16 protein-coding genes are annotated in these 14,223 nt (G+C 60.8%); 12 read left to right on the top strand and 4 right to left on the bottom strand.

The annotated features are described in order from the left end of the window. Positions 1 to 40: 40 nt before the first annotated feature. The 5 genes from AC07XZ_RS17010 (at position 41) to purT (ending at position 3,238) form a co-directional block, all read left to right on the top strand. Positions 41 to 640: a CoA pyrophosphatase gene (locus tag AC07XZ_RS17010; RefSeq protein ID WP_085608172.1), complete on the top strand. Its 600-nt coding sequence runs from the start codon at positions 41 to 43 to the stop codon at positions 638 to 640. A gap of 47 nt (positions 641 to 687) precedes the next feature. After that, positions 688 to 1,212, top strand: coding sequence for a gamma carbonic anhydrase family protein (locus tag AC07XZ_RS17005; RefSeq protein ID WP_007954617.1), 525 nt, complete (start codon positions 688 to 690; stop codon positions 1,210 to 1,212). Continuing rightward, positions 1,209 to 1,424, top strand: a complete 216-nt coding sequence (locus AC07XZ_RS17000; RefSeq protein ID WP_102686928.1) for a DUF1289 domain-containing protein — start codon at positions 1,209 to 1,211, stop codon at positions 1,422 to 1,424. The genes AC07XZ_RS17005 and AC07XZ_RS17000 overlap by 4 nt, the downstream gene beginning before the upstream one ends. Before the next feature lie 64 nt (positions 1,425 to 1,488). Further along, a complete protein-coding gene (locus tag AC07XZ_RS16995) occupies positions 1,489 to 1,956 on the top strand; it encodes a preQ0 transporter (protein WP_007954619.1) in 468 nt (155 codons plus the stop codon). A 100-nt stretch (positions 1,957 to 2,056) separates the two neighbouring features. Then, positions 2,057 to 3,238 (top strand): formate-dependent phosphoribosylglycinamide formyltransferase, encoded by a 1,182-nt coding sequence (gene purT, locus AC07XZ_RS16990; RefSeq protein WP_039769540.1) that lies wholly within the window; start codon positions 2,057 to 2,059, stop codon positions 3,236 to 3,238. Between the two features lie 47 nt (positions 3,239 to 3,285). Here the strand turns inward: purT and AC07XZ_RS16985 are convergent, their stop codons facing one another. The 3 genes from AC07XZ_RS16985 to AC07XZ_RS16975 all read right to left on the bottom strand — a co-directional run bounded on the left by AC07XZ_RS16985 (position 3,286) and on the right by AC07XZ_RS16975 (position 6,904). Further along, positions 3,286 to 4,602, bottom strand: a complete 1,317-nt coding sequence (locus tag AC07XZ_RS16985) for an MFS transporter (protein ID WP_102686929.1) — start codon at positions 4,600 to 4,602, stop codon at positions 3,286 to 3,288. A 235-nt stretch (positions 4,603 to 4,837) separates the two neighbouring features. Then, positions 4,838 to 6,079: a transporter associated domain-containing protein gene (locus AC07XZ_RS16980; protein WP_085747020.1), complete on the bottom strand. Its 1,242-nt coding sequence runs from the start codon at positions 6,077 to 6,079 to the stop codon at positions 4,838 to 4,840. Positions 6,080 to 6,091: 12 nt separating this feature from the next. Continuing rightward, positions 6,092 to 6,904 (bottom strand): cytochrome C assembly family protein, encoded by an 813-nt coding sequence (locus AC07XZ_RS16975; protein ID WP_007954625.1) that lies wholly within the window; start codon positions 6,902 to 6,904, stop codon positions 6,092 to 6,094. A 209-nt stretch (positions 6,905 to 7,113) separates the two neighbouring features. On the opposite strand from AC07XZ_RS16975, the gene ffh reads away from it, so the two are divergent. The 6 genes from ffh (at position 7,114) to AC07XZ_RS16945 (ending at position 11,350) form a co-directional block, all read left to right on the top strand. Continuing rightward, on the top strand, positions 7,114 to 8,490 hold the full coding sequence (gene ffh, locus AC07XZ_RS16970; RefSeq protein ID WP_007954627.1) for a signal recognition particle protein: 1,377 nt from the start codon (positions 7,114 to 7,116) through the stop codon (positions 8,488 to 8,490). Positions 8,491 to 8,900: 410 nt separating this feature from the next. Beyond that, positions 8,901 to 9,152: a 30S ribosomal protein S16 gene (rpsP, locus tag AC07XZ_RS16965; protein ID WP_003198088.1), complete on the top strand. Its 252-nt coding sequence runs from the start codon at positions 8,901 to 8,903 to the stop codon at positions 9,150 to 9,152. A 5-nt stretch (positions 9,153 to 9,157) separates the two neighbouring features. After that, the gene (rimM, locus tag AC07XZ_RS16960; protein WP_007954628.1) at positions 9,158 to 9,694 is read left to right on the top strand and encodes a ribosome maturation factor RimM; all 537 of its coding nucleotides are present in this window, start codon (positions 9,158 to 9,160) and stop codon (positions 9,692 to 9,694) included. Between the two features lie 3 nt (positions 9,695 to 9,697). After that, the gene (gene trmD, locus AC07XZ_RS16955; RefSeq protein ID WP_085747021.1) at positions 9,698 to 10,450 is read left to right on the top strand and encodes a tRNA (guanosine(37)-N1)-methyltransferase TrmD; all 753 of its coding nucleotides are present in this window, start codon (positions 9,698 to 9,700) and stop codon (positions 10,448 to 10,450) included. Between the two features lie 45 nt (positions 10,451 to 10,495). Continuing rightward, positions 10,496 to 10,846 carry a 50S ribosomal protein L19 gene (gene rplS, locus AC07XZ_RS16950; protein WP_003175895.1) on the top strand — a complete coding sequence of 117 codons (351 nt, stop codon included), beginning with the start codon at positions 10,496 to 10,498 and terminating at the stop codon, positions 10,844 to 10,846. 90 nt (positions 10,847 to 10,936) lie between these two features. Next, the gene (locus tag AC07XZ_RS16945; RefSeq protein ID WP_011332614.1) at positions 10,937 to 11,350 is read left to right on the top strand and encodes an acyl-CoA thioesterase; all 414 of its coding nucleotides are present in this window, start codon (positions 10,937 to 10,939) and stop codon (positions 11,348 to 11,350) included. Positions 11,351 to 11,467: 117 nt separating this feature from the next. Here the strand turns inward: AC07XZ_RS16945 and AC07XZ_RS16940 are convergent, their stop codons facing one another. Further along, positions 11,468 to 13,276: a cation:proton antiporter gene (locus AC07XZ_RS16940; protein ID WP_085747022.1), complete on the bottom strand. Its 1,809-nt coding sequence runs from the start codon at positions 13,274 to 13,276 to the stop codon at positions 11,468 to 11,470. Positions 13,277 to 13,383: 107 nt separating this feature from the next. Here AC07XZ_RS16940 and xerD point away from each other — a divergent pair. Further along, positions 13,384 to 14,223 (top strand): site-specific tyrosine recombinase XerD (xerD, locus tag AC07XZ_RS16935; RefSeq protein ID WP_102686932.1); only part of this gene is annotated, 840 nt, incomplete at its 3' end.

The following is a 14,223-nucleotide window of genomic DNA, read 5'->3' as shown; positions in this document are numbered from 1 at the left end:
TGGTGCATGATGCAGGGTAAGGCACCGATCGAGAACACTTATGCTGGACGAGCTACTGCACCGGGTAAGCAATCACACGCCGCGCACGCTGGAGACCGACACGCGTTTCCCCGAGGCCGCTGTCCTGGTGCCGATTACTCGCAGTGACGAACCCGAACTTGTCCTCACCCTGCGCGCCAGCGGGCTCTCGACCCACGGCGGCGAAGTCGCCTTCCCCGGTGGACGACGCGATCCCGAAGACCCGGATCTGATCTTCACCGCCCTGCGTGAAGCCGAAGAGGAAATCGGCCTGCCGCCAGGACTGGTCGAAGTGATCGGTCCGCTCAGTCCGCTGATTTCCCTGCATGGCATCAAGGTCACGCCGTATGTCGGGGTGATTCCCGATTTTGTCGAATACCAGGCCAATGATGCCGAGATTGCTGCGGTGTTCAGCGTGCCGCTGGAGTTCTTCCGCAAGGATCCGCGCGAACACACCCACCGCATCGACTATCAGGGTCGCAGTTGGTACGTGCCGAGCTACCGTTACGGCGAATACAAGATCTGGGGGCTGACGGCGATCATGATCGTCGAGTTGATCAACCTGCTCTATGACGCCAAAATCAGCCTGCATCAGCCGCCTAAAAGCTTCATCAATACCTGAAGCCATCGCTCGAATGGCCAGCCATCGTGAGCCCTGAGGAAAACAAGATGAAATACCGCCTGGGCGACGCCCGTGTCGAAACCCATCCGCAGAGCTGGGTCGCCCCCAATGCCGTGCTGGTGGGCAAGGTCAAACTGGAAGAGGGCGCCAACGTCTGGTTCAACGCCGTGTTGCGCGGCGACAACGAACTGATCCTGATCGGCAAGAACAGCAACGTGCAGGACGGCACGGTGATGCACACCGACATGGGCTATCCGTTGACCATCGGCACCGGCGTGACCATCGGCCACAACGCCATGCTCCACGGCTGCACGGTCGGCGACTACAGCCTGATCGGCATCAACGCCGTCATCCTCAACGGCGCGAAAATCGGCAAGAACTGCATCATCGGCGCCAATTCGCTGATCGGCGAAGGCAAGGAAATTCCTGACGGTTCGCTGGTGATGGGCTCGCCGGGCAAGGTCGTGCGCGAACTCACCGAGCCGCAGAAGAAGATGCTCGAAGCCAGTGCCGCGCACTATGTGCATAACTCCCAGCGCTATGCGCGCGATCTGGTCGAGCAGGAAGAATGACAACCCCGGAAAAACCTGTCGCCTCGCCGTGCGTGAGCATTTGCGCGCTGGACGAAGACGACATTTGCACCGGTTGCCAGCGTACGGTCGAGGAGATCACTCGCTGGAGCGGGATGACGAATGATGAACGCCGGGTTGTCCTCGGGCTCTGTCATGAGCGGGCGAAGGCCAGTGGCCTGGTCTGGATGATCGGTAAAACGCCAGGGCAATAACCGATTTGATTGGCGTGATCGAAGGGCTGAAGTAACCTGTGCGCCAAATTGACAGGTCACGCCCATGATTTTCCTCATCGCCTACATCAGCAGCGTCGTGCTGATCAACTTCGCCTTCTCCACCGCGCCGCACCTGGACATCATCTGGTCGGCCTGGGGTGGGCTGGTGTTCGTGCTGCGCGACATGGTGCAGATCCGCTTCGGCCACGGCGCGATTGTGGCGATGCTGGCGGCGCTGGTGCTGTCCTATGTCACGTCCGATCCGTCGATTGCACTGGCCAGCGCCACGGCATTCGCGGTCTCCGAATGCATCGACTGGCTGGTGTTCACCATCACCAAGCGCCCGTTGCGCGACCGCTTGTGGATCAGCTCGGCGCTGAGCATTCCCCTCGATACCTTCATCTTCTTCGGCATGATCGACCTGCTGACGCCGCCGGTGCTCATCACCGCGCTGGCCTCGAAGTTCGCCGGTGTGACTGCGGTCTGGCTGATCATGGCCTGGCGCGAACGCAAACAGGCTGTCGCCGGCTGAAGCCAAACCCTCAGGTTCATGTAAAATGCCGCGCTTTCTCCCCATGGAAAGCGCGTCTGGCGTTGCTTTCCTCGATGATCCGCTTCTTTGAGGACCTGAGATGACCCGTATCGGAACTCCATTGTCGCCGACCGCGACCCGCGTATTGCTGTGTGGCTGTGGTGAGTTGGGCAAAGAAGTGGTGATCGAGCTGCAACGCCTGGGCGTTGAAGTGATCGCCGTTGACCGTTACGCCAATGCGCCGGCCATGCAGGTTGCCCATCGCAGCCACGTGATCAACATGCTCGACGGCGCCGCCCTGCGTGCAGTGATCGAAGCCGAGAAGCCGCACTTCATCGTGCCGGAAATCGAAGCCATCGCCACCGCGACTCTGGTCGAACTGGAAGCCGAAGGCTTCACCGTGATCCCGACCGCTCGCGCCGCGCAACTGACCATGAACCGCGAAGGTATCCGTCGCCTGGCCGCCGAAGAGCTGGACCTGCCGACTTCGCCGTACCACTTCGCCGACACCTTCGAGGATTACAGCAAGGCCGTTCAGGACCTGGGTTTCCCATGCGTCGTAAAACCGGTGATGAGTTCGTCGGGCAAGGGCCAGAGCCTGCTGCGCAGCGCCGATGACGTGCAGAAAGCCTGGGATTACGCCCAAGAGGGCGGTCGCGCCGGCAAAGGTCGCGTGATCATCGAAGGCTTCATCGATTTCGACTACGAAATCACTCTGCTGACCGTGCGTCATGTCGGCGGCACAACTTTCTGTGCGCCGGTCGGCCACCGTCAGGAGAAGGGCGACTATCAGGAATCCTGGCAGCCACAGGCCATGAGCCCGGTGGCGCTGGCTGAATCCGAGCGCGTTGCCAAAGCCGTGACCGAAGCGTTGGGGGGGCGTGGCCTGTTCGGCGTCGAGCTGTTCATCAAAGGCGATCAGGTGTGGTTCAGCGAAGTGTCGCCGCGTCCGCATGACACCGGTCTGGTAACCCTGATTTCCCAGGACCTGTCGCAGTTCGCCCTGCACGCCCGGGCGATCCTCGGCCTGCCGGTGCCACTGATCCGTCAGTTCGGCCCATCGGCCTCGGCGGTGATCCTGGTGGAAGGTCAGTCGACCCAGACCGCATTCGCCAACCTCGGGGCTGCGCTGAGCGAGCCGGATACCGCGCTGCGTCTGTTCGGCAAGCCTGAAGTCAACGGTCAGCGCCGCATGGGTGTTGCACTGGCCCGTGACGAGTCGATTGAAGCCGCTCGCGCCAAGGCGACCCGTGCTTCCCAGGCGGTCGTTGTAGAGCTGTAATCTCGCAACCTGATCGCTCCCGCATCGGGCGGGAGCGATCAGGGCATTTACGACACCTGATTCAAATCGTTATTACGCGTTTCCTTCAGGCACAGCACAGCGATCAAGCTGAGCACCGCGGCCGCCGACACATACCCGCCGACGTAACTCAAACCACCCATCGCCACCAGTTTCTGCGCGAAGAACGGCGCCGCTGAGGCTCCGACAATGCCGCCGAGGTTGTAGGCTGCCGATGCACCGGTATACCGGACATGCGTCGGAAACAGTTCCGGCAGCAGCGCACCCATCGGGGCGAATGTCACCCCCATCAGAAACAGCTCGATGCACAGGAACAGCGCCACGCCCCAGGTCGATCCCTGAGTCAGCAGCGGCTCCATCAGAAACCCGGAGAGAATTGCCAACACACCGCCGACGATCAGCACCGGCTTGCGCCCGTAACGGTCACTTGCCCACGCCGACAAAGGCGTGGCAGCCGCCATGAACAGCACCGCAAAGCACAGCAGCCCGAGGAATGTCTCGCGGCTGTAACCCAATGTGGATACGCCGTAGCTCAGGGAAAACACCGTCGAGATGTAGAACAGTGCGTAGCAGACCACCATGGCGGCGGCGCCCAGCAGCGTCGGTGCCCAGTATTGGCTGAACAGCTCGACCAGCGGAACTTTCACTCGCTCCTGACGGGCGATGGCATTGGCGAACACCGGGGTTTCGTGGAGTTTGAGGCGCACGTACAGCCCGACCATCACCAGCACGGCGCTGAGCAGGAACGGAATCCGCCAGCCCCAGCTGCGGAATTGTTCATCATTGAGCGTCATGGCCAGCGTCAGGAACAAGCCGTTGGCAGCCAGAAAGCCAATCGAAGGGCCGAGTTGCGGGAACATGCCGAACCACGCCCGTTTACCTTTCGGGGCGTTTTCGGTGGCCAGCAGCGCCGCGCCGCCCCATTCGCCACCCAATCCCAGGCCCTGGCCGAAGCGCAGCACGCAAAGCAGGATCGGCGCCCAGGCCCCGATGCTGTCGTAACCCGGCAGCACGCCGATCAGCGTGGTGCAGACACCCATCAGCAGCAGCGAAGCCACCAAGGTCGATTTGCGCCCGATCCGGTCACCGAAGTGGCCGAACAGCGCCGAACCCAAAGGTCGGGCGAGGAAGGCGATGCCGAAGGTCAGGAATGCCGAGAGCATCTGCGCCGTGCCGGAAGTCTGCGGGAAAAACACCGGCCCGATCACCAGCGCAGCGGCGGTGGCGTAGACGTAGAAATCGTAGAACTCGATGGCCGTGCCGATGAAGCTCGCCGTGGCCACGCGGGTGGCGGAGTTGGTCGGTTGGGCAGGCGTGGTGTCGCTGTAAGCGGTACTGGTCGTCATGCGGTGATCCCTGACAGTCATGAGCTCCGTTGGAGCGAATTATTATGGTCGAACACCCAGGGATGTGGGATGAGGCGCGATCGCTGCTTCAGGTAGGAACAGTCGTCGGTGTGATGCGGATATTGCCGATGAACCGGCCGGAATTTGTCGGGTGCGGGGTAAGCACGCGGTTCGGCGGGGCTTGGGTAAGCCCCGCGATTATAGGAAGGTGGCTAACGATTGAACAAGAGGCTGCCTAGCGCGCCGTGGCCAGCGCCGGGGCCGAAGTGGTGTGCCAGATCAGGACTTTGCTCACCCGGTTCTCTTCGGTTTCGAGAATCTCCAGCCGGTAGCGGCCGATCTTCAGGCAGACCGCGCTTTCCGGGATGGTTTCCAGCGCTTCGGTTACCAGGCCATTGAGGGTCCGGGGGCCGTCGCTGGGCAGGTGCCAGCCCAGGCATTTGTTCAGTTCGCGAATCGACGCCGCGCCATCGATCACCATGCGACCATCGGCCTGTGGGTGGATGTGCGGATTGTCGAGGCTGTGCTCGCTTTCGAATTCGCCGACGATCTCTTCGAGAATGTCTTCCAGGGTGACGATGCCGAGGACTTCGCCGTACTCGTCCACCACCATGCCCAGACGCCGCTGCTGCTTGTGGAAGTTCAGCAGTTGCAGTTGCAGCGGGGTGCTTTCAGGGACGAAATACGGCTCGTAACTGGCCGCCAGCAACGCTTCGCGGGTCAGGCTGCCATTGTCCAGCAGGTGACGGATCTGCCGGGTGTTGAGCACCGCTTCGACCTGATTGATATCGCTGTGGAAGACGGGCAGGCGAGTGCGCCGGTTCTTGCGCAATTGCTCGATGATTTCTTCGATCGGATCGTCGAGGTTGATGCCGTCGACATCGCTGCGCGGCACCAGAATGTCGTTGACCGTGATGTTGTCCAGCGCATGGATGCCTGAAACCGGGTGTGGGCGCACCGGATGATCCGGGTCGTCATGACGCTCCGTCGGCACATCATCTTCGCTCTGTTGCACCACCTGGGCCTTGCGAATGAACGGGCGCATCAGCAAAGCACTGATGCGGCTGAGCAACCAGGCAAGCGGGTAAACCACCTTCAGCGGGACCGCCAGCAGCGTATTGCCGAACGCCAACACCGCATCCGGATAACGCTGGGCGAGGGCGCGGGGGAAATAGTCGGCAAAGACCAGCAGCAGGGCGCCGGCACCGAGGCAAGCCGCCCAGGGGCCGTTTTCTTCGCAGAGAAAGATTGCCAGCAGCGTGGCCAGAATGACGGCGAGGGCGCGGCACAGGGTATTGCAGAGGATCAGGCTTTCGAGCGGGAAACTGAGCTTTGCCAGCGGCTTGTCGCTGGCGCGGGAGGCGGTGCGTTGCGCGAGCAGGTGCTGTTGCGCCGCTTCGACGGCGGTAAACAGCCCCGACCAGAGAATCAGCAGAACAAATACCGCGAGCATCGGCCCTATGGGCAAACCGTCCATTTATGCCGCCCGTCAGATGTGCAGGATGTATTCACGAACCAGTTTGCTGCCGAAATACGCGAGCATCAGCAGGCAGAAACCGGCGAGGGTCCAGCGGATTGCCTTGTGCCCGCGCCAGCCGAGCCGGTTACGGCCCCACAGCAGGACGCTGAACACGATCCAGGCCAGGCAGGCCAGCAGGGTTTTATGCACCAGGTGCTGGGCAAACAGGTTCTCGACGAACAGCCAGCCGGAAATCAGCGACAGCGACAGCAGCGTCCAGCCGGCCCAGAGGAAGCCGAACAACAGGCTTTCCATGGTCTGCAGCGGCGGGAAATTCTTGATCAGCCCGGACGGGTGCTTGTGCTTGAGCTGGTGATCCTGCACCAGCAGCAACAAGGCCTGAAACACCGCAATGGTGAACATGCCATAGGCGAGGATCGACAGCAGAATGTGCGCGAGAATGCCCGGTTCTTCATCGATGACCTGCACCGTGCCGGTCGGCGCGAATTGCGCCAGCAGCACCGTGATTGCACCCAGCGGGAACAGCAGCACCAACAGGTTTTCCACCGGGATCCGCGAGCAGGCCAGCAGGGTCAGGGCAATGACGGCCGCCGCAATCAGGCTGGAAGCGCTGAAGAAATCCAGGCCCAGACCGATCGGCGTCAATAAATGGGTGAGCAGGCTGGCGCTGTGGGCCAGCACGGCGAGGACGCCGAGCGAGACCAGCAGGCGCTTGTTGGCCTTGGCGCCAGTGGCCAGGCGGGTGCCCTGATAGAGAGTCGCAGCGGCGTAGAGAAGGGCGGCGGCGAGGGTGGTCAGCAAACTCGGTGACAAGGGGAGCATAAATCCTGTTAGGCAAGCCCGAAAGGGGCTGAGTTTGGCATAGAACCGCCATTGCACGAAAGACCGGCAAGCTGACAGCGAGGTGTCCGCCAGACGCAGTCTTCGCTATAATCCGCGACCTGCCCACGCCGCAGGCTCGCCGAGCACATGTTGATTCCGGTCTGGGCCGCCATTATCCCGGTCTACACAGGGCCTGAAAGGATCGCGCAATGTTTGAAAACTTAACCGACCGTCTCTCGCAGACGCTGCGCCATGTCACCGGCAAGGCGAAACTGACCGAGGACAACATCAAAGACACCCTGCGCGAAGTGCGCATGGCGTTGCTCGAAGCCGACGTCGCCCTGCCGGTGGTCAAGGACTTCGTCAATTCGGTCAAGGAACGCGCTGTCGGCACCGAGGTGTCGCGCAGCCTGACGCCGGGCCAGGCGTTCGTGAAGATCGTCCAGGCCGAACTCGAAAGCCTGATGGGCGCGGCCAACGAAGACTTGAACCTGAGCGCCGTGCCGCCTGCCGTCATTCTGATGGCCGGTCTGCAGGGTGCGGGTAAAACCACCACCGCCGGCAAGCTGGCGCGCTTCCTTAAAGAGCGCAAGAAGAAGTCGGTCATGGTCGTGTCGGCGGACATCTACCGTCCTGCTGCTATTAAACAGCTGGAAACCCTGGCCAACGACATCGGCGTGACGTTCTTCCCGTCCGACCTGAGCCAGAAGCCGGTCGATATCGCCAACGCGGCTATTAAAGAAGCAAAACTGAAATTCATCGACGTGGTCATCGTCGACACCGCCGGTCGTCTGCACATCGACGAAGAGATGATGGGCGAGATCAAGGCGCTGCACGCCGCGATCAATCCGGTTGAAACCCTGTTCGTGGTCGACGCCATGACCGGTCAGGACGCGGCCAACACGGCCAAGGCCTTCGGTGATGCACTGCCGCTGACCGGTGTGATCCTGACCAAGGTCGACGGTGATGCCCGTGGCGGTGCCGCGCTGTCCGTTCGCGCAATCACCGGCAAGCCGATCAAGTTCATCGGTATGGGCGAGAAGAGCGAAGCGCTCGATCCGTTTCACCCCGAGCGTATCGCTTCGCGGATCCTCGGCATGGGCGACGTGCTCAGCCTGATCGAGCAGGCTGAAGCGACGCTCGACAAGGACAAGGCCGACAAGCTTGCTAAAAAGCTGAAGAAGGGCAAGGGCTTCGACCTCGAAGACTTCCGCGATCAGCTGCAACAGATGAAGAACATGGGCGGCCTAGGTGGGCTCATGGACAAACTGCCGAACATCGGCGGCGTCAATCTCTCGCAAATGGGCAACGCCCAGAACGCCGCAGAGAAGCAGTTCAAGCAGATGGAAGCCATCATCAACTCCATGACCCCGGCCGAGCGCCGCGACCCTGAGCTGATCAGTGGTTCGCGCAAGCGCCGGATCGCCATGGGTTCCGGCACCCAGGTGCAGGACATCGGTCGCTTGATCAAGCAGCACAAGCAGATGCAGAAGATGATGAAGAAATTCTCCGCCAAGGGCGGAATGGCGAAAATGATGCGCGGCATGGGCGGTATGTTGCCCGGCGGCGGCATGCCGAAGATGTAAGGTGTCCCGTCTCACCCATTCTGCTCACTTATGGCGGCGTCTGATGCCCTCATGCTGCGTTGCCGCTCCTCGCCATAGCGGGCTATGACTCGTCGCGGCGCCTTGCTTGAGGGCATCAGCCACTCGCCATAAGTGAGCGAAATGGATGAGACGGGACACTGGAATCTCGCCGGTCGTCGCACCGGCGCAGACCCTGCAAGGACGCAGGATCAACAGCAAACCCGCACTCGGCGGGAGCTGACCGGCCGTTTTGAACGACGGCCCCATATGCAAATCTGCACGGCATGCCACAGGCGCCGGAAAAAGTCATTTGCAAAAGTCCGGATATTCCTTAGAATATGCGGCCTTTCGGGCACCCATGCCCGCTGTGCATTTAGATTTGCAGCACCGACTACAGGAACGATGTTCACATGCTAACAATCCGTCTTGCCCTTGGCGGCTCCAAAAAGCGCCCGTTTTACCACCTGACCGTAACCGACTCCCGCAACCCGCGTGACGGTTCCCACAAAGAACAGGTTGGTTTCTTCAACCCTGTTGCCCGTGGTCAGGAAGTTCGTCTGTCCGTGAACCAAGAGCGCGTTGCCTACTGGCTGAGCGTTGGTGCACAGCCTTCTGAGCGTGTTGCTCAGTTGCTGAAGGAATCTGCCAAGGCTGCAGCCTGAGCAGTATGAGCGCGACGCCAGAAAAAGCTGATGACCTGATCGTTGTCGGCAAGATTTTTTCGGTTCACGGCGTTCGCGGCGAGGTGAAGGTCTTTTCCTTTACCGATCCGATTGAAAACCTGTTGAACTACCGCAACTGGACGCTTCGGCGCGAAGGCGTGGTAAAGCAGGTCGAGCTGGTCAGCGGCCGATCCACCCAAAAGGATCTGGTTGCCAAGCTCAAAGGCCTCGACGATCGCGATGAAGCCCGTCTTCTGAGTGGTTACGAGATTTGCATCTCGCGAAGCCTTTTGCCCAACCTGACTGGCGACGAGTACTACTGGTACCAGTTGCAGGGTCTGAGTGTCATCAACCAGAACGAAGAATTCTTCGGCAAGGTTGATCACCTGTTGGAGACCGGCGCGAACGATGTATTGGTGGTCAAGCCCTGCGTCGGCAGCCTGGATGATCGCGAGCGGTTGTTGCCCTATACGGAGCAATGCGTGCTGGCAATCGACCTGGAAGCAGGCGTGATGAGGGTGGAATGGGACGCGGACTTCTAAGCAATGGCCAGCCTGCGCGTAGACGTCATTACGCTGTTTCCCGAGATGTTCTCGGCCATCAGTGAGTACGGCATTACCAGTCGTGCGGTCAAACAGGGGCTCTTGCAGCTGACCTGTTGGAATCCGCGGGATTACACGACGGATCGGCATCACACTGTGGACGATCGCCCGTTTGGCGGTGGTCCGGGCATGGTGATGAAGATCAAGCCCCTGGAAGATGCTCTGGTTCAGGCCAAGGCAGCAGCCGGGGAGGCGGCGAAGGTGATTTACCTGTCCCCCCAAGGCCGTCAACTGACTCAGTCGGCGGTACGCGAACTGGCTAAATCGGATGCGTTGATCCTGATTGCCGGTCGCTATGAAGGCATTGACGAGCGTTTTATTGATGCTCATGTCAATGAAGAGTGGTCGATTGGTGACTATGTGTTGTCTGGCGGCGAGCTGCCGGCCATGGTCATGATCGATGCGGTTACACGACTGCTGCCCGGAGCTTTAGGGCATGCGGATTCCGCTGAGGAAGATTCCTTTACGGATGGTCTGCTGGATTGCCCGCACTACACCCGACCTGAGGTGTATGCGGATCAGCGTGTTCCCGACGTGTTGCTGAGTGGCAATCACGCGCATATCCGGCGTTGGCGTTTACAGCAGTCCCTTGGTAGGACCTATGAACGACGCGCCGATCTTCTGGAAAGCCGCTCGCTTTCTGGAGAAGAGAAGAAGCTGCTCGAGGAATACATCCGCGAGCGGGACGATAGTTAACAACGTATCGATGGTAGATCAGACGATTTACCTTAGGAGCACAGCATGACCAACAAAATCATCCTTGCACTCGAAGCAGAGCAGATGACCAAAGAAATCCCTACCTTTGCCCCGGGCGACACCATCGTCGTTCAGGTGAAAGTGAAGGAAGGCGATCGTTCCCGTCTGCAAGCGTTCGAAGGCGTTGTAATCGCCAAGCGTAACCGCGGCGTGAACAGTGCGTTCACCGTTCGTAAAATCTCCAACGGTGTTGGCGTAGAACGTACTTTCCAGACCTACTCCCCGCAGATCGACAGCATGGCTGTCAAACGTCGCGGTGACGTACGTAAAGCCAAGCTGTACTACCTGCGCGACCTGTCGGGTAAAGCAGCTCGCATCAAGGAAAAACTGGCTTAAGTCCAGCTTCCGATGCAGAAAAAAGCAGCCTACGGGCTGCTTTTTTGTTGCCCGCAATTTATCCACAGCATTCCGTTCCAGGCCTGACCCATGACCCCTCGCGAGCAAGAAATCGAACGCCGCACCGAACTCTCGGTGACCCGCGTGACCAAGGCGGTTTTCCCGCCGACCACCAACCACCACAACACCCTGTTCGGCGGCACCGCGCTGGCCTGGATGGACGAAGTGTCGTTCATCACCGCCACGCGGTTTTGCCGTTTGCCGCTGGTGACCGTGTCGACCGATCGCATCGACTTCAATCACGCGATCCCGGCAGGATCCATCGTCGAGCTGGTCGGGCGGGTGATCAAGGTTGGCAACACCAGTCTCAAGGTCGAGGTGGAAGTGTTCGTCGAAAGCATGAGCTGTGACGGGCGTGAGAAGGCCATTCACGGGCAGTTCAGCTTTGTTGCCATTGATGATGACAAGCGTCCGGTGCCGGTGCTGCCGGGTTTCGCGGCCTGATCCAGCACCGAGCCGCGGCATTCGCGGGCAAGCCCGCTCCCACAGATTTTGTGTTGTCCGCTGATGTTGTGTTCGACACGGACACTGTGGGAGCGGGCTTGCCCGCGATTTGTTCTATCAGGCGCTGCCACTCTCCGGCTGAATCAGCGCCAGCAACGTCCACCCCGGTCCCGGCTTCAACACGGTTTCCGGTGTCACGACATGCACCCAGCCGCTGTCATCGCGCATGAACAGCAGCGTCGCGCGGTTGCCATGCAGCGCCCGGTAATCGTCCCAGCCGAACCCGTCCGTCAATGTCGTGCTGTACAGGTCGGCGCCCTGGCCCAATTGGCTGGCGAGTCTGGCGTAAGTCAGCGCCTCGCTCCCCAGTTGATTGCCGCGATGTTCGAGGCTGGCGCGGTGCTTGTCGCTGCGTCGGCTCTCCTGACCACTGGCCAGTCCGAACAATCGTTGATGACCAAAGTCATGGCGAAAGCGCATGGCCGCCAGCGTATTGAGTTCGCCCGACGGTGACAGCGCCAGCAGATGCCCCAGTCCGACCAGGTCCAGATGCGCATCGGCATGCTGCGAAGCCGGATTGCCAAAGTAGGTCGGCAAGCCATCCATGCGCGCCGCGCGGATGTTCTCCCAGCTTGAATCCGTCAGCAGCACCCGGCTGCCCAGCTGTTGCAGCGACTTGCCGAGCAGGCGCGCAGGCCCGTTCGCCCCGACGATCAGGAAGCCGCTGGGCGCTGGTTCCGCAACTTTCAACAGTCGGGCCAGTGGCCGGGCAGTCGCGCTTTGCAGTACGACGGTGCCGATGATCACCGCGAAGGTCAGCGGCACCAGCAACAATGCACCTTCATGGCCCGCTTCATCCAGGCGAATCGCAAAGATCGCCGAGACTGCCGCCGCGACGATCCCGCGCGGGGCAATCCAGCACAACAATGCACGCTCACGCCAGCTCAGACCCGAACCGGCGGTACTTAGCACCACGTTCAGCGGTCGGGCGATCAACTGGATCACCAGCAACAGAATCAGCACCAGCGGCCCGAGACTGATCAAAGCGTTCAGATCCAGTCGCGCCGCCAATAGAATGAACAGCCCGGAAATCAGCAGCACGCTGAGGTTTTCCTTGAAGTGCAGGATATGCCGCACGTCCACGCCCTTCATGTTCGCCAGCCACATGCCCATCAGCGTCACCGCCAGCAGCCCGGATTCGTGCATCACCTGGTTGGCGGCGATGAATATCCCCAGCACCGCGGCGAGCGATGCCAGATTGTGCAAATACTCCGGCAGCCATTGGCGCCGGATGATCGTGCCGAGCAGCCAGCCACCGGCGACGCCGAACGCACTGCCGCAGGCAATCACCCCGCCGAATGTCAGCAGGCTCTGTTCCAGGCCATTTCCTTCGGACCGAGCAATGATGAAGCTGTAGACCACCACCGCCAGCAGCGCGCCGATCGGGTCGATCACAATCCCTTCCCAGCGCAGGATGTTGGCGATCGAAGCCTTCGGCCGCACCACGCGCAGCATTGGCACGATCACGGTCGGGCCAGTAACCAGGGTCAGGCTGCCGAACAGGATGGCGAGCAGCCAGTCGAAGCCCAGCAGCCAGTGGGTCGCGACCGCAATCACTATCCAGGTCGAGAGCGCTCCGATGGTGACCAGGCGATGCACGACGCTGCCGATCTCGCGCCATTCCGACAGGTGCAGGGTCAGGCTGCCTTCAAACAGAATCAGCGCCACCGCCAGCGACACCAGCGGCATCAGCAGCGGGCCGAACATTTCCTGCGGGTCGAGCCAGCCCAGCACGGGGCCCGCCAGAATGCCGGTCAGCAGCAGAAACAGAATCGCCGGCAGTTTCAGGCGCCAGGCAAGCCATTGGCAGCCCAGCGCGGCGGCACCGATACCACCGAAAGCCAACAGAATTTGCTGCTCGTTCATTGAAGCTCCCTGTTCCTTGAAATAGCGGGCTATGAAAGACTAGCGGCCATTTCAACCGTTCACTCTTTATTTGCGCGCAGTGCCAAGCCTGCGTGTCTTGAGCGCCCATGCCTGCCATCGACCACCCACTGATCGACCAGTTTCTCGACGCCCTCTGGCTGGAAAAAGGTCTCTCCGACAACACTCGCGACGCCTACCGCAGCGATCTCGCGCTGTTCAACGGCTGGTTGCAGGACAAAGGTCTCGAGCTGATCAATGCCGGTCGCGAACTGATCCTCGACCACCTGGCCTGGCGTCTGGAACAGAACTACAAACCTCGCTCCACCGCGCGATTTCTCTCCGGTGTGCGTGGCTTTTATCGCTACCTGCTGCGGGAAAAACTGATTTCGGTCGATCCGACCTTGCGCGTGGATATGCCGCAACTCGGTCGGCCATTGCCCAAATCCTTGTCGGAAGCCGACGTTGAAGCTTTGCTGAAGGCACCAGACCTGAGCGAAGCCATCGGCCAGCGCGACCGCGCCATGCTCGAAGTCTTGTATGCCTGCGGGCTGCGGGTGACCGAGCTGATCAGTCTGACTCTGGAACAGGTCAACCTGCGTCAGGGCGTGTTGCGGGTGATGGGCAAGGGCAGCAAGGAGCGGTTGGTGCCAATGGGCGAGGAAGCGATTGTCTGGGTCGAGCGCTACTTGCGCGATGGCCGCAGCGAGCTGCTGGGCGGGCGCCCCAGTGATGTGCTGTTCCCCAGCCAGCGCGGCGAGCAGATGACCCGCCAGACCTTCTGGCACCGCATCAAGCATCAGGCCAAGGTCGCCGGCATTGGTAAATCGCTGTCGCCGCACACCTTGCGTCACGCGTTTGCCACACACCTGCTCAACCATGGCGCCGATTTGCGGGTGGTGCAGATGCTGTTGGGCCACAGCGACCTGTCGACCACGCAGATCTACACT

Source organism: Pseudomonas sp. GW458-11-26-14-LB4 (assembly GCF_059423925.1).
Note: the sequence above shows the minus strand (reverse complement) of the source record. Positions and strands in the feature narration are given on the sequence as shown.